The organism is Halobacteriovorax sp. XZX-3 (assembly GCF_043196495.1).
Lineage (GTDB): Bacteria > Bdellovibrionota > Bacteriovoracia > Bacteriovoracales > Bacteriovoracaceae > Halobacteriovorax_A.
Genome location: NZ_JBEBMO010000001.1, coordinates 959394 through 977509, shown reverse-complemented (window position 1 = coordinate 977509; position 18116 = coordinate 959394). Strand labels below are relative to the sequence as shown.

The 18116-nt window shown below is 36.3% G+C and carries 20 protein-coding genes; 6 read left to right on the top strand and 14 right to left on the bottom strand.

Annotation, left to right across the window (positions count from 1 at the left end):
• Positions 1-2: 2 nt before the first annotated feature.
• Genes ABMA70_RS04520 through ABMA70_RS04510 form a run of 3 tightly spaced genes read left to right on the top strand, consistent with a single transcriptional unit; the run spans position 3 to position 1888 of the window.
• The gene (locus ABMA70_RS04520; protein ID WP_103216715.1) at positions 3-578 is read left to right on the top strand and encodes an HAD family hydrolase; all 576 of its coding nucleotides are present in this window, start codon (positions 3-5) and stop codon (positions 576-578) included.
• A gap of 12 nt (positions 579-590) precedes the next feature.
• Positions 591-845: a DUF493 family protein gene (locus ABMA70_RS04515; RefSeq protein WP_233189678.1), complete on the top strand. Its 255-nt coding sequence runs from the start codon at positions 591-593 to the stop codon at positions 843-845.
• A complete protein-coding gene (locus ABMA70_RS04510; RefSeq protein ID WP_103216717.1) occupies positions 842-1888 on the top strand; it encodes an NAD(P)H-dependent glycerol-3-phosphate dehydrogenase in 1047 nt (348 codons plus the stop codon). The genes ABMA70_RS04515 and ABMA70_RS04510 overlap by 4 nt, the downstream gene beginning before the upstream one ends.
• Here the strand turns inward: ABMA70_RS04510 and ABMA70_RS04505 are convergent.
• The 9 genes from ABMA70_RS04505 to ABMA70_RS04465 all read right to left on the bottom strand — a co-directional run bounded on the left by ABMA70_RS04505 (position 1885) and on the right by ABMA70_RS04465 (position 9895).
• Entirely contained in the window at positions 1885-3558 is a 1674-nt protein-coding gene (locus tag ABMA70_RS04505) for an ATP-binding protein (protein ID WP_392991316.1), read from the bottom strand. The two genes, ABMA70_RS04510 and ABMA70_RS04505, sit on opposite strands and share 4 nt — an antisense overlap.
• On the bottom strand, positions 3548-4243 hold the full coding sequence (locus tag ABMA70_RS04500; protein ID WP_103216719.1) for a response regulator transcription factor: 696 nt from the start codon (positions 4241-4243) through the stop codon (positions 3548-3550). Before ABMA70_RS04500 ends, ABMA70_RS04505 begins: the two co-directional genes overlap by 11 nt.
• A gap of 8 nt (positions 4244-4251) precedes the next feature.
• On the bottom strand, positions 4252-4869 hold the full coding sequence (gene phoU, locus ABMA70_RS04495; protein WP_392991318.1) for a phosphate signaling complex protein PhoU: 618 nt from the start codon (positions 4867-4869) through the stop codon (positions 4252-4254).
• A 10-nt stretch (positions 4870-4879) separates the two neighbouring features.
• Positions 4880-5647, bottom strand: coding sequence for a phosphate ABC transporter ATP-binding protein PstB (pstB, locus tag ABMA70_RS04490; protein WP_103216721.1), 768 nt, complete (start codon positions 5645-5647; stop codon positions 4880-4882).
• Positions 5647-6507 (bottom strand): phosphate ABC transporter permease PstA, encoded by an 861-nt coding sequence (pstA, locus tag ABMA70_RS04485; protein ID WP_392991320.1) that lies wholly within the window; start codon positions 6505-6507, stop codon positions 5647-5649. Before pstA ends, pstB begins: the two co-directional genes overlap by 1 nt.
• Positions 6504-7445 carry a phosphate ABC transporter permease subunit PstC gene (gene pstC, locus ABMA70_RS04480; protein WP_103216723.1) on the bottom strand — a complete coding sequence of 314 codons (942 nt, stop codon included), beginning with the start codon at positions 7443-7445 and terminating at the stop codon, positions 6504-6506. Before pstC ends, pstA begins: the two co-directional genes overlap by 4 nt.
• Positions 7445-8440, bottom strand: a complete 996-nt coding sequence (pstS, locus tag ABMA70_RS04475; protein WP_103216724.1) for a phosphate ABC transporter substrate-binding protein PstS — start codon at positions 8438-8440, stop codon at positions 7445-7447. Before pstS ends, pstC begins: the two co-directional genes overlap by 1 nt.
• A 104-nt stretch (positions 8441-8544) precedes the next feature.
• Positions 8545-8760, bottom strand: coding sequence for a hypothetical protein (locus ABMA70_RS04470; protein ID WP_103216725.1), 216 nt, complete (start codon positions 8758-8760; stop codon positions 8545-8547).
• A gap of 124 nt (positions 8761-8884) precedes the next feature.
• On the bottom strand, positions 8885-9895 hold the full coding sequence (locus ABMA70_RS04465) for an HD-GYP domain-containing protein (protein WP_146037759.1): 1011 nt from the start codon (positions 9893-9895) through the stop codon (positions 8885-8887).
• 223 nt (positions 9896-10118) lie between these two features.
• Here ABMA70_RS04465 and ABMA70_RS04460 point away from each other — a divergent pair, with 223 nt between their 5' ends.
• Entirely contained in the window at positions 10119-11012 is an 894-nt protein-coding gene (locus ABMA70_RS04460; RefSeq protein ID WP_146037760.1) for a hypothetical protein, read from the top strand.
• Here ABMA70_RS04460 and ABMA70_RS04455 read toward each other — a convergent pair.
• On the bottom strand, positions 11009-12016 hold the full coding sequence (locus ABMA70_RS04455) for a DUF4340 domain-containing protein (RefSeq protein ID WP_103216728.1): 1008 nt from the start codon (positions 12014-12016) through the stop codon (positions 11009-11011). The two genes, ABMA70_RS04460 and ABMA70_RS04455, sit on opposite strands and share 4 nt — an antisense overlap.
• Positions 12017-12033: 17 nt before the next feature.
• Entirely contained in the window at positions 12034-12711 is a 678-nt protein-coding gene (locus ABMA70_RS04450; protein ID WP_103216729.1) for a hypothetical protein, read from the bottom strand.
• 148 nt (positions 12712-12859) lie between these two features.
• Between ABMA70_RS04450 and ABMA70_RS04445 the strand changes: the two genes are divergently transcribed.
• Entirely contained in the window at positions 12860-14554 is a 1695-nt protein-coding gene (locus tag ABMA70_RS04445) for a S8 family serine peptidase (RefSeq protein WP_103216730.1), read from the top strand.
• Between the two features lie 82 nt (positions 14555-14636).
• On the opposite strand, the gene rpmB is transcribed toward ABMA70_RS04445, so the two are convergent.
• Positions 14637-14873, bottom strand: a complete 237-nt coding sequence (rpmB, locus tag ABMA70_RS04440) for a 50S ribosomal protein L28 (protein ID WP_103216731.1) — start codon at positions 14871-14873, stop codon at positions 14637-14639.
• A 258-nt stretch (positions 14874-15131) separates the two neighbouring features.
• Between rpmB and ABMA70_RS04435 the strand changes: the two genes are divergently transcribed.
• Positions 15132-16064 (top strand): hypothetical protein, encoded by a 933-nt coding sequence (locus ABMA70_RS04435; RefSeq protein ID WP_146037761.1) that lies wholly within the window; start codon positions 15132-15134, stop codon positions 16062-16064.
• On the opposite strand, the gene ABMA70_RS04430 is transcribed toward ABMA70_RS04435, so the two are convergent.
• Positions 16065-17066, bottom strand: coding sequence for a radical SAM protein (locus ABMA70_RS04430; protein WP_392991326.1), 1002 nt, complete (start codon positions 17064-17066; stop codon positions 16065-16067).
• Entirely contained in the window at positions 17063-18097 is a 1035-nt protein-coding gene (locus ABMA70_RS04425; protein WP_392991327.1) for a hypothetical protein, read from the bottom strand. The genes ABMA70_RS04430 and ABMA70_RS04425 overlap by 4 nt, the downstream gene beginning before the upstream one ends.
• Positions 18098-18116 lie beyond the last annotated feature (19 nt).

Genomic DNA, 18116 nt, shown 5'->3' with positions numbered 1-18116 from the left:
TAATGGATTTATTTACAAAAGCTCAAAAATATAAAGAAAAATTAAAAGATATTAAAGTACTCGCTTTTGATATTGATGGAGTTCTAACTCCAGGTCATGTTTGGTACCAAGATGATGAAATGGGCTTTAATCGCTCATCACATACTTCGGATGGCTATGCTTTAAAACTACTTATGAAAGCAGGATTTAAAGTTGGTGTTATTTCTGGAGGTGCATCAAAAGGTGTTCAAGAGCGTTTTGTGAATAACTTAAAACTTGATTTTGCCTTCTTGGGTGACGAGGATAAAAGAGTCGCATTTAAAAAAGTCTTAGATCTTGGATTCAAACAAGAAGAAGTACTTTTTATGGGTGATGAATTCTTTGATGTTCCTCTACTAAAAGCAGCAGGATTTGCTGCAACTACGCCACATGCATCTCACGAGATTCAAATGTATTGTGACTATGTAACGCAAAGAGAAGGTGGACACGGTGCTGTTAGAGAAGTTATTGATATCTTCCGCTATGTCCATGGCATCGTTCCTGAAGTTTTAGACTTTGACGGAAGTCCTATTGATTTTAAGGATACATGGCCAAAGTAGGAGTTGATTAGTATGGATTTAACAAAACTAAAGGCCTTATTGGATGACCAATATGAGTGGCCAGCAGTCTATAATTTTAAGTTTATTGGAAATGAGACAAATCGTGATGAGTTAATCATGGCCGTAGGAGAAAAGCCTCACCATGAAAAACCATCTAAAACAGGCAAGTACATCTCTTTCACATTCAATGTAAAGTGCAATAGTTCTGATGAAGTGTTAACGATTTATGAAAGAGTCGGGCGCCTACATGGTATACTAGCACTATGACAAAAGATAACTTTGAATATAAAACAGCTCTAGTTGTTGGAGCTGGTGCTTTCGGAACTTCGATTGCATCAATTCTGGCAAATAAATTTGAAAATGTAATTTTAAAGGTACGCTCAGAAGATATCTATAAAGATATTAATGAGGACCGTATCAATTCTGTCTATCTTCCTGGTATTAAGCTTGACGCTAATATTAAGGCAATCCTTGATTGGAGTGAGCTAGATCCTAGTGAAGAAGATAGTTTAGAGCTTATTGTTTCAGGGTTACCTACTCACGGAATTAGAACTTTCTTTAGTGAAAACCTTGTTCGCTTTAATAGCTACCTTGGTAAAGGCATTCCTTTAATTAGTCTTTCAAAAGGGATTGATCCTGATACTCTTGAGTTAAGTGATGATCTACTAAATGATTTCTTTCCGCATTATCGTGACAATATCACATTCTTATCTGGCCCAAGTTTCGCAAAAGAAATTATGGAAAAACAGATTACTCTTGTCACAATCGCAGGTCGATCTAAAAAAGTGTTAATGGATGTTGCCACTAAATTAGAAACTCCATATTTTAAGGCCCTGCCAAATTACGATATAAAAGGTGTCCTTCTAGGTGGTGCTCTTAAAAACGTTTTGGCCATTGCTGGTGGTATCGTTGAAGGCCTAGGCTACAATCACAATACGCGTGCCGCTATGATTACTCGTGGAATCGTCGAAATGCTACGCTTTGGTAAGGTATTTAACGCTCGTCCTGAAACATTTTATGGCCTAAGTGGAATGGGGGATCTCATTCTAACAACAACAGGTGGACTGTCTCGTAACAAAACTTTTGGACTTGAGATCGCTAAGGGGAGAAAGCCTCTTGATATTATCAATTCACAACGTACAGTTGTTGAAGGTTATAAGACGACAAAAGCGGCTTTCTTACTAGCTGAGAAATATGAAATTCGCGCACGAATTTTTAAAGGACTTTATGAAGTTCTATACAATGATGCAAACGTTGAAGAAGTTCTAAGTCAACTAATGCAGGCACCTATTAAGTTTGAAATCGATTAAGATTTAATTGGAAAGAGCACTGTAAAAGTTGTTCCCTTATCTACCATACTATCAACTTCGATTGATGCCTTCATTTTTTGTGCAGAGTGCTTTGCAATGGCAAGTCCTAGGCCTGTTCCACCAGTATTGATACTACGAGATTGATCAACACGATAGAAGCGTTCAAAGATTCTTGCGATTTTATCATTTGGTATACCAACACCTTCATCAGTAATTGCAATATAACGATGATTTTCTCTTTGACCACTTTCAATAGTAATTTGAGTATTTTCTCGCGAGTACTTAATCGCATTTGATACGAGGTTCGAAATACAGTGATATAGTAGCTTTCCATTAGCAACGATTGTATCAGCTCCCGTATTTGAGTAATTTACACTCATATTCTTTGCATTTATTTTGAGCTGTTGATCATTAATGAGAGCATTAATAAACGAAGGAAGATTAATTTCTTCTACTTCAATTTTTCCTTCATTTTCAATCTTTGATAGTGAAAGAATTCCATTGATTAACTCATCAAGGCGATCAACATTTTGAATAACGATATCCATAATCTCTTGTTGATCTTCGTCCGTATTAATGGACTTTAGAGTTTGAGTATAGCCTTTAATCGATGTCAGAGGTGTCTTAATCTCATGTGAAACATTTTCAAAGAAGTCACGTCTCATATTATTTACATCTTGAAGTTTTGTAATATCACTAAAGTAGAAAAGAATCTCTTTGTCTTTATTCTTAGATTCAATATCGCTAATCTTTAACTGGAATGAGTTCGTTTTCCCACTAACTTTTGTTAAGGCGATTTGAGTATTATGGATCAGATTGGCCTGGTAACCATTCTTTCTTATAAGATTAATAAAGTCATAGTCTCTAATTATACTAATAAGTTCTACGCCTCGATATCGTCCATTAAAAGGTGCAAAAGATTTCTTAAATGCATTATTACAGAAAATAACTCTGCCCTTACTATCAGTTACAACGACAGGGTCATCTATTGAGTTAATAATGACTGAATAATACTGTTTTGTATTAAAGAGATCTCTTTGAAGCTTTCGTCTCTTATTGAAGTTCTTAATAGACTTAGACTCAATATAATCCCAGTAATCACGACTATCAGTAGTATCAATAACTCCTTTCATTCTAAAAATATGAAAGAGGTCGTATAGAGGAGTAAAATAGTGACGAAAGAGAAAGAATTGTCCTGCAATAAAGAGAATTCCTAAGATTCCCATCGCCATAAAGAGTTTGGAAAAGACTTCTGATGAAATTAGTTTTAGTGCATCAGACTCAATCCTTAAAAAGAGAGTATAGCTCTTTCCTTTTGAGTGAAGTACACGGTGATGATAGATATATCGATCATCACTATCATATTCGCCAATAATAATATTTTTAAAATCCTCAATCTTAAAGCTTGGGGCCGCACATCTAATCGTACGATTTGCATTTAGAATATAAAATTGTGTTCTCTTTGTTTGTTTGTCACACATTTTCGCAATACCATCTTGGCGTAGCGACTGTAATTCCTGATCTACGATCGAGTGAATAAAGTTATCTTTAAAGTTTATGATAAAGAATGTGCCCAGAAAGAGTAGGGATAAACAAAAGATTAGCGTTTGATAAAAGATGATATCATTTAGAAACTTTATTTTAAGGAAGTTAAAAATGTTATTCTTCACTCTTTACTCGATATCCTATCCCGCGAACTGTTTCAACAACTTTTGATTTACTTCCAAGCTTCTTACGAAGAGCGAAAACATGAGTGTCAACAGTGCGGTCTGTAACATAAATATTTTCACCTTTGATAAGATCAACGATTTGTTTACGTGTAAAAACCTTACCTGGAGAAGAGATTAGGACACAAAGAATTTTAAATTCAGAAACTGTCAGCTTAATTTCTTTTTCATCAATAATAGTTTTTACTCCATCGACATCAACTTTTATTCCCATATGGTTATATGTGTTCTTGTTGTTGATTGGAGAGCTTGTGTGATGACTTTCAACTCGTCGTTTTAGACTGCTTACTCTTGCCTTTAGGATTCCAATATCAAAAGGCTTCGTAATATAGTCATCAGCACCGGCATCAAGTCCTTCAATAATGGATTCGCTAGAAGTTAAGGCAGTAACAAAAAGAATTCCTACATTCTTAAGCTTCTTAGTATTTCGAATATACTGACAAATTTGTACACCACTAAGGTCCGGCAGCATGCGATCCAAAACAAAAAGCTCGTACTGATTATTCTCAATAGCAGTGATGGCATCATTACCTGTATTTGCCATGTCATAATCAATGCCTATGGCCTTAAGGTTTACCCCAATTAGTTTTGCGATTGATTGTTCGTCCTCTACAATTAGTGCTTTCATTATTTGCCTTATTGATCCTCTGTATGTCTTACGTCTTTACCTGACTCTAAGAAGATTATATCTTCACAAATATTTGTTGCGTGATCACCACATCTTTCAAATATTTTCGAAACACGAATGACAGCAAAACCTTCATCAACTTCTGCCTTTCCATCTTTAAGAAGTTGATAAAACTTCTTCACTAGATCTCTATGAAGAGAGTTAACTTCGTGATCGGCCTTGATTACATCTGTTGCCATTTGAATATTGTTAGAAGCAAAGGCAATTAAACTCTTTCTTACCATCTCAAAAACTTCTGCTTGAATGATGCTGCAATGTTTTTCTCTATTTGAAATTCGCATTAAGTAGCGCTTTAAGTTAACTGCTTCATCTCCGAGTCTTTCAAGTTCAGAGTTGATCTTCATGATGGCCAATGCCGTTCTTAGATCAATTGCAGTAGGCGACTTAAGAGCGATAAATTTAAATACATGATCATCCACAAGCTTATGAAATTCATTGATTTCATTTTCAAGCTCATAGAGATTTTCCATTGTTGATTTTTCATCAACAGCAACATGTAGAATCTTTTCTACAATTGCGGCCATTTCTGTAATATCTTTTCTTAGTGTTTCAACAGTCAATTCCATTGAATGCTCCTTAGCCAAAACGGCCAGTGATATAATCTTCAGTTTTCTTTTCTTTTGGGTTGGTAAAGACATCACTACTTAGTCCATGCTCAATAAGCTCTCCAAGGATAAAGAAACTTGTATAGTCTGCAATACGTGCTGCCTGCTGCATATTGTGTGTAACAACGATTACCGTATAGTCTTTCTTTAGTTCACTCATAAGATCTTCGATCTTTCCTGTCGCAATTGGATCAAGGGCCGATGTCGGCTCATCCATTAATACGATTGGCGGGTTTGTCGCTAGTGTTCTAGCAATACAGAGTCTCTGTTGCTGACCACCTGATAGTGAAGTTCCTTCTTGATGAAGTTTATCTTTTACTTCATTCCATAAGGCCGCTTTCGTTAGACAATTATAGGCGATTTCATCGAGTTCACTTTTTTTCTTCTTTCCCCAAAGTCTTGGCCCGATGACAACATTGTCATAGATACTCATGGCCGCAAATGGGTTAGGCTTTTGAAAAACCATTCCAATTTTTCTGCGAATTTCAACAGGATCGGCAGATGGAGCGTAGATGTCATTTCCTTCAAGAATAACCTCTCCTGAAACACGTGCACCTTCGACTTCTTCATGAATACGATTTAGGGTTCTAATATAAGTTGATTTACCACAACCTGAAGGGCCAATAATCGCATTGACAGTATTCTTATGGTACTTAAGATCAATACCTTTTACAGCGTGAAAGTCTCCAAACCATGCTTGAATATTTTTTACATCTAATATGATATCGCTATTTGCCATTATGATTTCCTCACAAAGAATTTCTTAAGCTTCTTTGAATTGAATAAGAATTTTGCACTTAAGTTCAGTCCAAGAACAATAATAATTAGGGTGAATGAACCGGCCCAAGCTTGTTGTTGCCATTCTTTATATGGACTGATTGCGTAGTTATAAATTTGTACCGGAAGTGAGGCCATTGGACCTGTTACATTGTAGCTCATGTACATGCTTCCAAATGCCGTAAATAATAGGGGGGCTGTTTCTCCGGCCGCACGTGATATTGCTAGAATTACACCTGTCATGAGAGAGTTTCTTGAGCCTTTAAGAATAATATTGAAGATAACTCGCCATCTTGGAAGTCCAAGAGCAAGTCCTGCTTCTCTAACATGTCTAGGGATTAGCTTTAAGATTTCCTCCGTTGTTCTAGTCACAATTGGAAGAATAATAATACTTAGAGCAAATGCTCCGGCCAGTGCTGAAAATGATTTAAAGCTTACAACAAATATTAGATAAGAAAAGATACCAATTACAATTGAAGGCACGCCTGTTAAAAGATCGATTGTAAATCTAAGGGCCGTTGCAATTTTACTTTTCCCGTATTCACTTAAGTAGACACCACATAGTGTTCCAACTGGAACCGCAATTAGTGAACCTATTGATACCATAATAAGAGTACCTAGGATGGCATGTCTCATACCACCACCGATTTCTCCAACTGGTTTAGGATCATTTAAAAAGAAGTCTAAACTTATTGAAGTTGAACCTTTTTGAAGAAGGAAAATAAAAACTAAAATTAACGGTAGAATCACTAATAAAGCAGAAAGAACTAACAGTCCCTTAAAAATTAGATTCTTTATGACACGACTTTTTGAGAGTTTCACTTTGATGCTCCCTTTGTTTGCTTCCATACAATTGTACGTGCTACTAAGTTAACTACAAAAGTAACGACAAATAAGAGAAGTCCAACGAGGCATAGAGCGGATAAGTGTAGATCACTTTCTGCTTCTGCATATTCATTTGCCATAACTGAGGCCATTGTTGAAGCTGGAGCAAAGATTGATTTAGTGATTTGAGGAGTGTTACCAATAACCATGGCCACGGCCATTGTCTCTCCAAGGGCGCGTCCTAAACCTAGAACTAGTGCTCCTACCATTCCTGAAAAGCTTGGCCTTAAAACTGCAATTTTAATCATCTCAAATTTTGTGGCCCCAAGCCCTAGGGCAGCTTCTTTGTGGAGTATATTAACTGAACGAAATACCTCTCGTGCAACAGATGTGATAGTTGGGATAATCATAATGGCCAAAATAATTGAGGCCGTAAGAATACCAATCCCAAAGCTTGGGCCTTGGAAAAAAGGTAAAAATCCAAATACTGCCTTTAGGGCAGGAGTTAGAAGGTCTTTAACAAAAGGAGCTAAGTAGTAAAGGCCCCATAAACCAAAAATGATACTTGGAACGGCCGCAATAAGTTCAACAAAAGTTCCTAGAATACTTGAAATTGATTTAGGTAAATATTCTGTAATAAAGAGGGCCACTGCAATACTAACAGGACCTGCAATTAGAAGGGCAAGAAGTGAAGTAACAACAGTACCAAAGATAAATGGAAGTGCCCCAAACTCGTCATCAATTGGATTCCAGAAATCATCGAAAATAAATTTAAATCCAAACTCACTAAATGCTTCACGACTGGCATAGAAAAGCTGACCAATCATAAGTATCAGTAGAATAATGACAATAAGTGAAAAAAAGCGAAGTGTTATATAGGCCAACTTATCCTGTTTTGAAGGAGAAATTGGCCCTAATTTTTTAAGTAGGTTCATTAAAGAGATTTTACCCTTTCTAATACCTTTTTGGAAAGTTCAGTTGGTAGGGGAGCGTAGTAAAGTTCTTTAGCATAACTTTGGCCTTTACTGATTGCCCATTCAACGAATTTGTAAATCTCAACTCTTTTCTGGTCTTTTTCTACCATTGGTAGAAGGATATACGTCAGAGCACTGATAGGATATGAGTCTTTAGCGCTGCTGTTAATAAGTGAACCTGTTAACTCTTTTCCAGTTGTTTTAAACTCTTTAGCTGAAGCTGATACGGCCTCAACAGTTGGATTGATAAAGATACCAGACTTATTCTTAAGGGCCACTGTCTTAATATTATTCTTTCTAGCGTGAGCAAGATCCATATATGTGATTGAACCCTTAGTGTTGCTTACAATTGAAGTTACACCATCATTTCCTTTTGCTCCAACTCCAGTTGGCCAACGAAGTGATTTACCCGTACCAACTCTTTGCTTCCACTCTGTGCTGACTTCCACAAGGTAGTCTGCAAAGTTCTTCGTTGTACCTGATCCGTCTGCACGACGAACAACAAGAATGTCATCAGATGGTAGAGTTACACCAGGGTTAAGAGCTGCAATTTGCTCAGCATTCCACTTTGTAATTTTACCTAAGTAGATATCTGCAAGAGTTGCACCATCAAGCTTAAGCTCATCTGGAATTTGTGGGTGATTATAAGCAATGGCAACGGCGCCAAGAACCATCGGAACGTGTAGAACTGGCCATTTTGCTTTCTTCTTATCTTTTTCTTTCATTGGTGCGTCTGATGCACCAAAATCAACAGTCTCTTTTAAAAGTTGGCGTATACCACCACCTGAACCAATTGGTTGGTAATTGAATTGAATTTCTGGATGAATTTTCGAGTATTCAGAAAACCATTTTGAGTAAATAGCATATGGAAATGATGCTCCAGCTGCGTTGATCTTTAAAGCGAAAGTACTTGAACTCGCCAGCAGTAGGCAAAGTGCAATTATTCTCTTAATCATGTGTGTCTCCTAAATTCAGTGTTTTCTTGAATTTAGCACATGGTAAATATGGTGTTTATTAAGATTTTGTTAAAAAAAAAGGGCGACATTGTCGCCCTGCGTGATTATTGTAATGTATTTGATACGTAAAGTCTGAAGGACTTATCTTGATTACGACGAATCGTACAGATTCCTTCTTCTCTTTTGTTTACGAGATACTCGTAATAATCAGGTAGAGTGTCCTGAATTTCAAGGATTGATTTTCCTTCGTGCTCACCAAAATCGATAAAGACGTTTTCTTCTGCGATAATTCCCGTAACTGGGCTTACTTCGTTGGCCATGTTCCCTCCCTGGATCATTTAGCAATCTATAGTTTTATTTAAATATATGTAATTAAAAATATATTAACCGGTTCCTTGGTTAATTATTATTTTGAAATATTTGAAACGTAATGAAAAGTTTTTTTTACTTGACTGAACTTGTAAAGAAATTCCTGAAATAGTTAATGATAATTTTAAACTCGTGAGGGTAGTCTTTACTAATATGTGTGCGCACTTTTTCTAGAGCATCAAAAATTGTTAAAGCCTCTCTATATGGGCGTGGAGAGATCATCGCCGCTACGATATCACAAATATTAACCATGATTGTTTCAAAACCTGTCACTGTTAAGTTTTTTAGATACTGATTATCTGAATCATACTTATCTAGAATACTGAACGTGTGATGGTTTTCTATTACTTTCATGTGAGCAGGGCTTAGTTGAATACGACCTTGTAAAATTCTCGCTGAAATTATTGGATGTTTTGCAAGTAGTACCTTATCCATCTCTGATAGGTTCTCTTTGTCATATTTATCAATTGGAATGGCAGACATTCCAATATCTTTAAAATAACTCGTGATAAAAAAGTTCTCAATATCTTTGTCATTATAAAGTTGAGATGTCTTTAATATCCCTACTAGAAAAATTGATGAAAGTAGGGGTTGTGCAAAAATATAATGATGACCTTGGGCCGCAAAAAAACGATAGAGCGCTTCGTGCATTTTTGGATTCTTAATCAAGAAAGATGCCAGTACTTTTAAGCTTTGATACTGAAGATTAAGGGCATTATCATCAGTAGGATCTTCAAAGAGATATCGAAGGTTTATGGTAATAAGATTAAGTTGATTTTTACAATTTTGATAAGTATCACCCATTGAAAAAGAGCGAGTTACTTGCCTGAGGCAATCTTGTTGCAGCTCTTTCAGTTCTTGCCTTTGTTCTTTGCTTGCAAAAACAATCGTGTGACCTCTTTCAATCATCTCTTTAAGAGTGTCATTAGAAACATATGTTCCACGGTAGAGGTTGTGCTTAAACTTACCATCTTCGAAGATATAAACATCACAAGGTGTTGTCGGAATATTAAAAAGCTCCCTAATCGTAAAAGGGGTCAAGTTTAGTGCCAAATGTGATTTACGGAATATATCCTCTGCTCTCATGTTCATATTATAGCTTAAGTCGCTAAAATCATTAAATACCAAGAATAATAGGCAATATTTCGCAATTTTGTAATTTCTTGGAAAAAGCCTAACTTTCTAAGTTAAGAGCCCGAAATCAATAGAATATAAAGGCTAATTTTAATAAGGCTCGAATTTATTAACTAAGTTGCTATATTGGTTGAATACAACGAATGTTGAGCTAATTTTGACAAGAGAGAAGGCCATGAGTGCGCTTAAGAATCTAGAAGATTACATTGCTGATCCGAAATTATTTGAATCAATTCAACTATTTGATGATAGTTCGTACAGTTTACACTGGTCGAATTGGTCGAAATTAATTTGTGCAATGAAAGAGCGTCATATCAATGGTGATTCTTCAATGAGTATTGAAGAAGTGAAGGAAGAGCTTGAAACTTTCAAAGAAATTCCTGTTTGGCTTGTTAATAAGAAAGGTGAGATGGAGACGACTCTATTTGATCTTTATAACTTCTATATAGACCCAAGGCTTAAGCACTTATGGTTTGATGTTAATAAGCAAACTCTTATTTCTCTTAAGCATAAGGCCGGTCCATTCATGCATCTCCATTCAATGAGATGGGTTGATTACGATATCTACAAATTATTTGTATATGACCGTCTATTAAATAATCTTTCTCTAAGTCATCGCGACTTTAGAATGAACACAAATTTAAAAGCAAAATTTTCATTTTGGAATTCAATATTAAAACCTGTTGATGGACAGATTGTTCAGTTGAGTCGCAAGGGAATCCTTGTATCAATTGAAGGTCATAAGAACTTCTTAAGTCTATCGCAGTCCGACCAAATATCTCTTAGTGCTGAGGTTGGGGGACTCCTCAGCGCTACAGGGAAAAAATTTGAAGAATTTGATGAAGTTATTGGAAATTGTACAAGAGCAAAAACAGTTAAAATTGATTTCGATGAGAATATCTTTAAGGACTTAAATGCTCTTGAGACATGTAAAGGGGAGACATATTATATGTTCATTCCTTTTGCTAAGTTTCCAATCAAGCACCACCGCATTGGAAAAGCTATCCAACACGTCATTGATGAAGTTGAAGGTGCAGCTTCTCAAATTCTTAACAATTTAATCGACTAGTAAATAATATTATTCAAAGGGCTTGGTCTAAAAGATTTAAGCCTTTTGTATAATACATTTAGATACTCTTTGCTTACTAAGAAAGGGTGCTCTCTATTTGAAGCTCGTATAATAAAGTTCTCTTTTTTCTCAATATTAAGATCTGGAAGACTAGTTAATACCCAAGAAAGATCATATTCAATCTCTTCACCAGTTTTAATTTTTACAATAACTTTATAATATGGCTTAGCAAGATAGCGCTCAATTGCACTGTCCATCTTTTCAGTACGCTTATCAAGGATTGAATTTGATTTAAAACTCGTTAGCTTAACTAGGAACTCTTGGACTGCTTCATCATCAAGGGCCTTATTTCCTGATACCCAGATGTCTTTATCATTACGACTAAATTCAAAACGTAGTTTGCCTGAGTTTATAACTTTAACACCTCTAATATCGCTTGGAGCATAACTAAAGACTCGTGAGTCAATAAGTGATGGAAGGTCGATTTTCTCAAGTGAAAACTTAACGGCATTAACGTGGTAGATCGCATTGTCTTTATCGCTTACAACATATGTAGAGTTATCGATAGGATTGATAAGTCCAAATGAGATCGTTTCATCTTCTCCATTTTCACCCTTTAATGTAACAATTGAAGTTGGATTATCTAGGGAGAAGTTTGAAAGGTTGATTGGATCTTTTGGAAAGATCTTTTTAATCTTTACATTTTTTAGTGAGTCTAAAAGTTTATTAATGATTGCTTCATTAGCATTGATTCTTCTAGGCTTCGTAATAATCCATTGGTTTTTATTTTTAGCAAGACTAAATCGTCCAAGGTTTGATTGAAGTGAAATATCCTCAACCTTATCAATCTGATCACTTGTGAAAAGAAATTGGAGATTAGAAAGTTCTTTAGATGTAATAACCGGTGCTTGAAAAAACTCACTAATAACTGCTCCAAATAGGAGAGTAATAAAGAGTATTGAGACAAGACTAGCTGAAAAGTAATTACGTTTTATATTTTGCATAAGAAATTCTAGAATTCTTATTCGAGATCGTCAAAGAGATCGAAGTCGTCATCGCCACCTGAGCTACTTTCTTTGCTGGCCGCTACTGCCGCCGGCTCTTCTCTAACTTCTGGCTCAATAGATTTGATGAAATTTCTAAGAAGTGTGCGTTCACCCTCTTTAAGAAAAGTGAACTTTATCCCTGTTCTAAATGGCATACTCGTTTGAGAGATAATGCGACTTTTCATGTTGTAGCTACGAGAAAAGACAACCACACCATTTAGGATGATACGATTTGGAATTTGAATATCAACGACAATTGATTGGCCCTGAGTAAATTGTCTTTCGCAAAAGAAATACATCCCATCCATATAAAGTTCAGATAGGAGAATATTGCCGACGTAGACCTTTTCTGGAGGTAAATCAGGAATAAATTGCTTGATGATTTTCGTTTCTTTTATCGGAGTAACATTGTCTCCAGACATGGCAGCATCTGCCAAAGCTTGTGGATCAAGTGCTGCTTCTTCACTTTCAATACTATCATTGATTGGAAGTTCACCTTTATCTTTATAAGTCTCAATAAGGTCATCAATATTAGGCTTTTCACCATTCTTGTACCTTAGTTTTACCGCTGCTTCTACTTCATCTCGAAGTGTCCAAACGTTAACTTTGATTCTTTTAATTAGGACTGGGTCGCTACTTTTACCGTGTATCATTAACTAACATTTTCTCACATTTTCAATATTTTGTATCTTTTGAAATTTTTGCCTCTGAAAGGGTGCTAAACTACTTGATAGACAATTATTTAAAAGTCTTAGCATAGGGTCTCCCATGGAAGGGAGATAAAAAGATTAGGAGGATCTAATGAGATTAAACGCATTTTTAGCACCAGCTGTTGTTTCAGCGATGGCACTTTCTCCACTAGCTGCTGATTACGTTCCAGGTGAACTAATTGTTAAGCTAAAGAAAGATGTTTCAGTTGAAAGTTTCTTTGGACAATCATTACATGGAAGTTCACTTGACCGTCGTATCGAGCTTACGTCAGGGGATCTTTATGTTGTTAAATTTAACGAGTCTCTTGTATCAATTGATTCAATTGCAAAGCAGATGAATGAAAGAGCAGAAGTAGAATATGCAGAGCCAAACTTTATCTACAAAATCGTTAAGCCAATCGTAAACACAAATGTATTAGAAGAAATCTTAAGCTATAACACAACTTCAGATGAAGGTGTTTACTACACGCCAGCAGATGAAAAATTTGGACAACTTTGGGGTCTAAAAAATACAGGTTCTAATGCTCCAAGAGGTGTTTCAGGTGTAGAAGGTGCTGACGTTGATGCACTAAGAGCTTGGGAAATCACTCAAGGTGATCGTGCAATTAAAATCGCAGTTATCGATACAGGGATTGATTACAACCACCCAGATCTAAAAGATCAAATGTGGACAAACGAAGGTGAGATTCCAGGTAACGGAATTGATGATGATGGAAACGGATATATTGATGATGTTCACGGATACGACTTCGCAAATAACGATGGTGATCCAATGGACGGACACTCTCACGGAACACACTGTGCTGGTACAATCGGTGCTTCACATAACGCAATTGGTGTTGCTGGTGTAATGAGAGATGTTCAATTTGTTGGGATTAAATTCCTAACAGATAGCGGTTCAGGTTCAACTGAAGCGGCAATCAAGTCGATTGATTATGCAACAAAAATCGGTGTTGATATTATGTCTAACTCTTGGGGAGGCGGTGGCCGCTCAGAAGCTCTTAAAGAAGCAATTGAAAGAGCAAATGCTGCAGGTATCGTATTCACAGCTGCTGCTGGTAACTCTTCTACAGATAATGATTCACGTCCACACTACCCATCAAACTACAATGTTGATAACGTAATTTCTGTTGCAGCTACAACTGCTGCTGATGAACTAGCAAGCTTTTCTTGTTATGGACGTTCGACAGTTCATATTGGTGCTCCTGGACACGAGATTCTATCAACTGTTATCAACGGTAAATATGCTTCTTACTCAGGAACTTCAATGGCAACTCCACACGTTTCAGGTGTAATCGGACTTTTCCTTTCAGAAAATAAAGGACTAACTCCACTACAAGTAAGAAATAAAGTTATGGTAACTTCTGATCCTGTTGCTGCTCTTAGAGGTAAGACAATCAACGCTGGACGTATCAATGCTTACAACCTTCTTACAGATACTATTCCTGAAAGAAACGAACCAAATCCAGAAGATTGGCAAACTGTAGATGTTGCATCTTTTGAATCAGAACATCCATATACTGAAAACCAAACTCTTGAAACAACTTACACAGTTGAAGGTGCAAAGTTTATGAGAGTTAGAGTTCGTAAATTTGATCTTGAGAATCGTTATGACTTTATTGAAGTTAGAGATGCAAGAGGAGTTCTAGTTGAGAAAATTACTGGAGCAGGTGAGAACTATACTTCTTTCTTCGCTGAAGGTGATACTTTAAAGCTTATCTTCAAGTCTGACCGTTCAGTTCAGAAGTGGGGATTTGTTATTGATCAAGTAGATGTTCAATACTAAGAATTTTTAAAATTCACACAAATAAAAAGGCCAGCTAATGCTGGCCTTTTCTTTATCTATATAACTTTTAAGTTAAATCTAATTAAGCGTTCCAAAGGTGCTTGTACTTCTTTAGGAACTTAGAAAGTGAACCAACTTTATCTAGAGTTCTGATTGCTCTAGTTGAAAGCTTAAGCTTAATTGTTTCACCAGTTACAGGATCAAAAACTCTCTTCGTTTGTAGATTTGGTTTTTGAGTCATTTTTGTTCTATTTTTAGCGTGAGAAACTTTGTTACCAACAAGTCTTCTTTTTCCAGTTAAATCACATGTACGTGCCATCACTTCATCCTTATTTATTTATATAAACTCTACATTAATATATGGGTTATTAGGTTGTAGAATATAAACATAACGTCGTAAAAGTGCAACTACTTTTGTACAAATTGCGTAATATCCCATGGTTTTTACTGCAAAAAATCAAAGTTGTTTGGACATAGCAGCGAAATATCGTTATCATATAATTATTATTAAATGTAATTCTAGATAGTTAGAACTTTTTTCGAGGAAAGAGATTTGAAAAAACGAATATTATTGTTTTTGTCAGTCTTGGTCTTAATGGCCCTCGGTTACTATTTCTATACTTACTACAATGACGAATACCATCCTGAGGCCCTAAGAGAGCAGTATTCACAGAATGCTCCGGTGGCCTTCACTAACCGTGAATTACCAAAGAAAAAGTTTGTCCCGCGAAAGCAATTTCATGAAAAGAGTGATTATAAAAGATCTGACGATGAGGTCGTTGCGTTGGTTGGGCTCGGTATGGACAATGGTGTTTTCTCTGAGCTGAGTGGTTCAATAGAAGAGCTTAGAAAGGCCAATATTGATTGTGAACAGACTTATAATGATTATATGCCTCCTGCTCAAATCATAGATCCAAATTCTGGCTTTTACGCAAAAGAAGACGGCAATGTTTTGAGTCTCCTTAATCGTGCGATGGATTTATTAATAAATATCGAAGGTAGAGCTATTGCAAAACGCTTTCCTGAACTTGCTCAAGAGGCTTTGGATAGTGTTGATGAGATAAGTGAAGATGATATGGCAAAGATTATGCGCGCTCCACTTGTTTGTCGCCAATCAAATATTACAGTTCTATTTGAAACACTAATTGAAATGTCTAGTGAAGGTAAAATTTCTGACAACCAAAGGGCCGAGATTGTGGGCAGTATGGTTAATAAATTAGTTGTAAGTCTTGAAAGTGATAGCTTACAAGATAATATCTTAATGTCACTTACTCTATTAAAGGCCCTTGGAAGTTTATCAAGCAAGAATGACGAATACTTTTCTGAACTTGAGTCGATTTATGATGAGATGGCCGCGACGCAAGTTGGGATAATGAAAGATTCAGATAAGAAGGCAAAGGTTGTTAATCCTGGAGAGATCTATCGTAATTACCGCGAAAGACAACGAGGCTTTTCTTCGTCTGTAATTGAAATTCTATATATTAGTTATCCTGAATATCTAAATGATTAATTACTCTTCCATGCAAAGATAGGTACTTTTTTTAGAGGCACCTGCTTTAAGACAAAGATCTTTAATCTTTCCTAATATCCACATTCTCATTGGTCTTGGATAGCGAATCTTTCCATCTTCACCTTTAGTAAGTTCTGAATGGAAGTATGTTGTTTGTGGATAGTTCTTCTTGACCTGTGAATAGACATCTTTCGTAAAGCGTACAACACCAATGGAAATATACTCAACTTTACTTAAGGGAATCACACTGCTTAGTTCACTAATTAGCTCTTCATATTCACTTTCAAAACTTTCACTGTGTATCACAGGATCAAAGTGAATACCGATGGGGTGACCTGCTTCATAAAGGCTTTTAATGGCCTTTAGGCGGGCCGCAAGACTTGGTGTCTTTAGGTCGTGAGACTTAATCTTATTCTTTGGCGAAAGAGAAAAAGAAGTGATGAAGTTTGGCAGAGGCTCTAGTTTTAGAAGCTCTTTTATATTTGCTGATTTGGTTCTAAGTTCAATGTAGCAGTGAGGATTTTTCTTTGTAAATTTGTGGTAGTAATTTAGCTCTCCAGTTAGGTGAGTTAGGGCAAGAGAGTCACTAAACTCGCCTGCGTGAAACCACATATTCTCATCAGATTGTTCAGCAATTTTTTGCATCTCACTTATAATCTCTTCGTGATTCACAAAGAGAACAAGGTCAGGAGTATTGAAATAACCTTGAAGGTAGCAGTAGTCGCACTCATAGATACAGTTGTAAGCGTGGATAAAGTAGTAGTGAGGCTCTCCTGAGATACCGTAGGCATTGGGAGCCTCTTTAACAAGTTGGCCTTGCTTTCTTGCAATAAAGAGATTTAGAGAATCTCTCTTTTGTAAGTAGGGCTTTTTAACTCTGCCCCAAATATCAGCGTAATTTTCGATTATTTGGACTGTAGCCTTTGGAAACTTAAGTGGAAGCTGATTTGAGATCAGAGAATTTTTAATTGAATCTTCGATAAAGATTTTCTCGATCTTCAAAGCTCTTCTCCATTCATAAGGGCGTTGAATTTTTGCCAATCAATCTTTGAAAGCTTCTTTTGTAGATCAAGGACTTCTTTTTCAGAATTGATTTTAGTTCTAAGGTTTAGCACAACCTTTTCAAGAGAAGGGTCATAAGATAATTCATTTTTATCAAGTCCTGTTCCTTTGATAAAGTTATCTAGTTGTCTAATAATCTTAGTACGAGTCGGATAGAGTTTCTCTTTTAAGAAGTCTCTAAGCTCGAGGGCCTTCTTCTTTGGGGTTGTCTCTAATGCTTGAATATCTTTAAATGTGCTTAAGTTTAAAAGATCACTTAAACTCATATCATACTTAATAAGAATTTGTTGTACGAGATTTTTTACTTCGCGCTCAAGTGAGAGTGTAAAGTAAAATGCATCATCATTTAGTAGAGCAAGATCGTCACTTTGTAATTTTTCTTCACTTGTAAAAGACTCAATAAAGTAGCGGTAAAGCTCTTGGGAATAATCCTGGGCATGCTCTTTTATATATTCACAAATAGGTGCATCAGTGACGTGATCCGAAATCAATTTAAAAACTCTAAGTGGTGTTTGAAATTTTTTTGCAGCAAGACCGATGGCCCATGCTTCGCGATCGGCCAAAGGGGCAAAGTGTGAAAGTGATTTTGCTAATTCGCTATCAAGAACTCTTTCATTTGCAGTGATAAGATCTAGCTTAGATGAGCTTTGTTGGCATTGAAAACTTTTGAATTCCTCTTGCCCGTAGATTGTTCTGATTTCAAAAATCTCACCCTGCTTAAGATCAGCATTAAATGAAGCACATATTCCAAGATTGATGATTTGACCTATTTGAATTGCCTGGTTTTTAAGGACACCCATAGCATATGTGAGGGCCATGAGAACGTTCTGTGGGCCTTCTCCAGTCAGAATTAAGCCGTAGCTCTTATCTGCACATAAGTAGAGGTCATTAAAGTCTGGATGTGATTTAAAATCCATCTCTTTTAAAAATGTTTGAGCTTCGCCGCGGTGGGCAAATACAAGTAAATCCATAACTAGGAAATAACGTTTA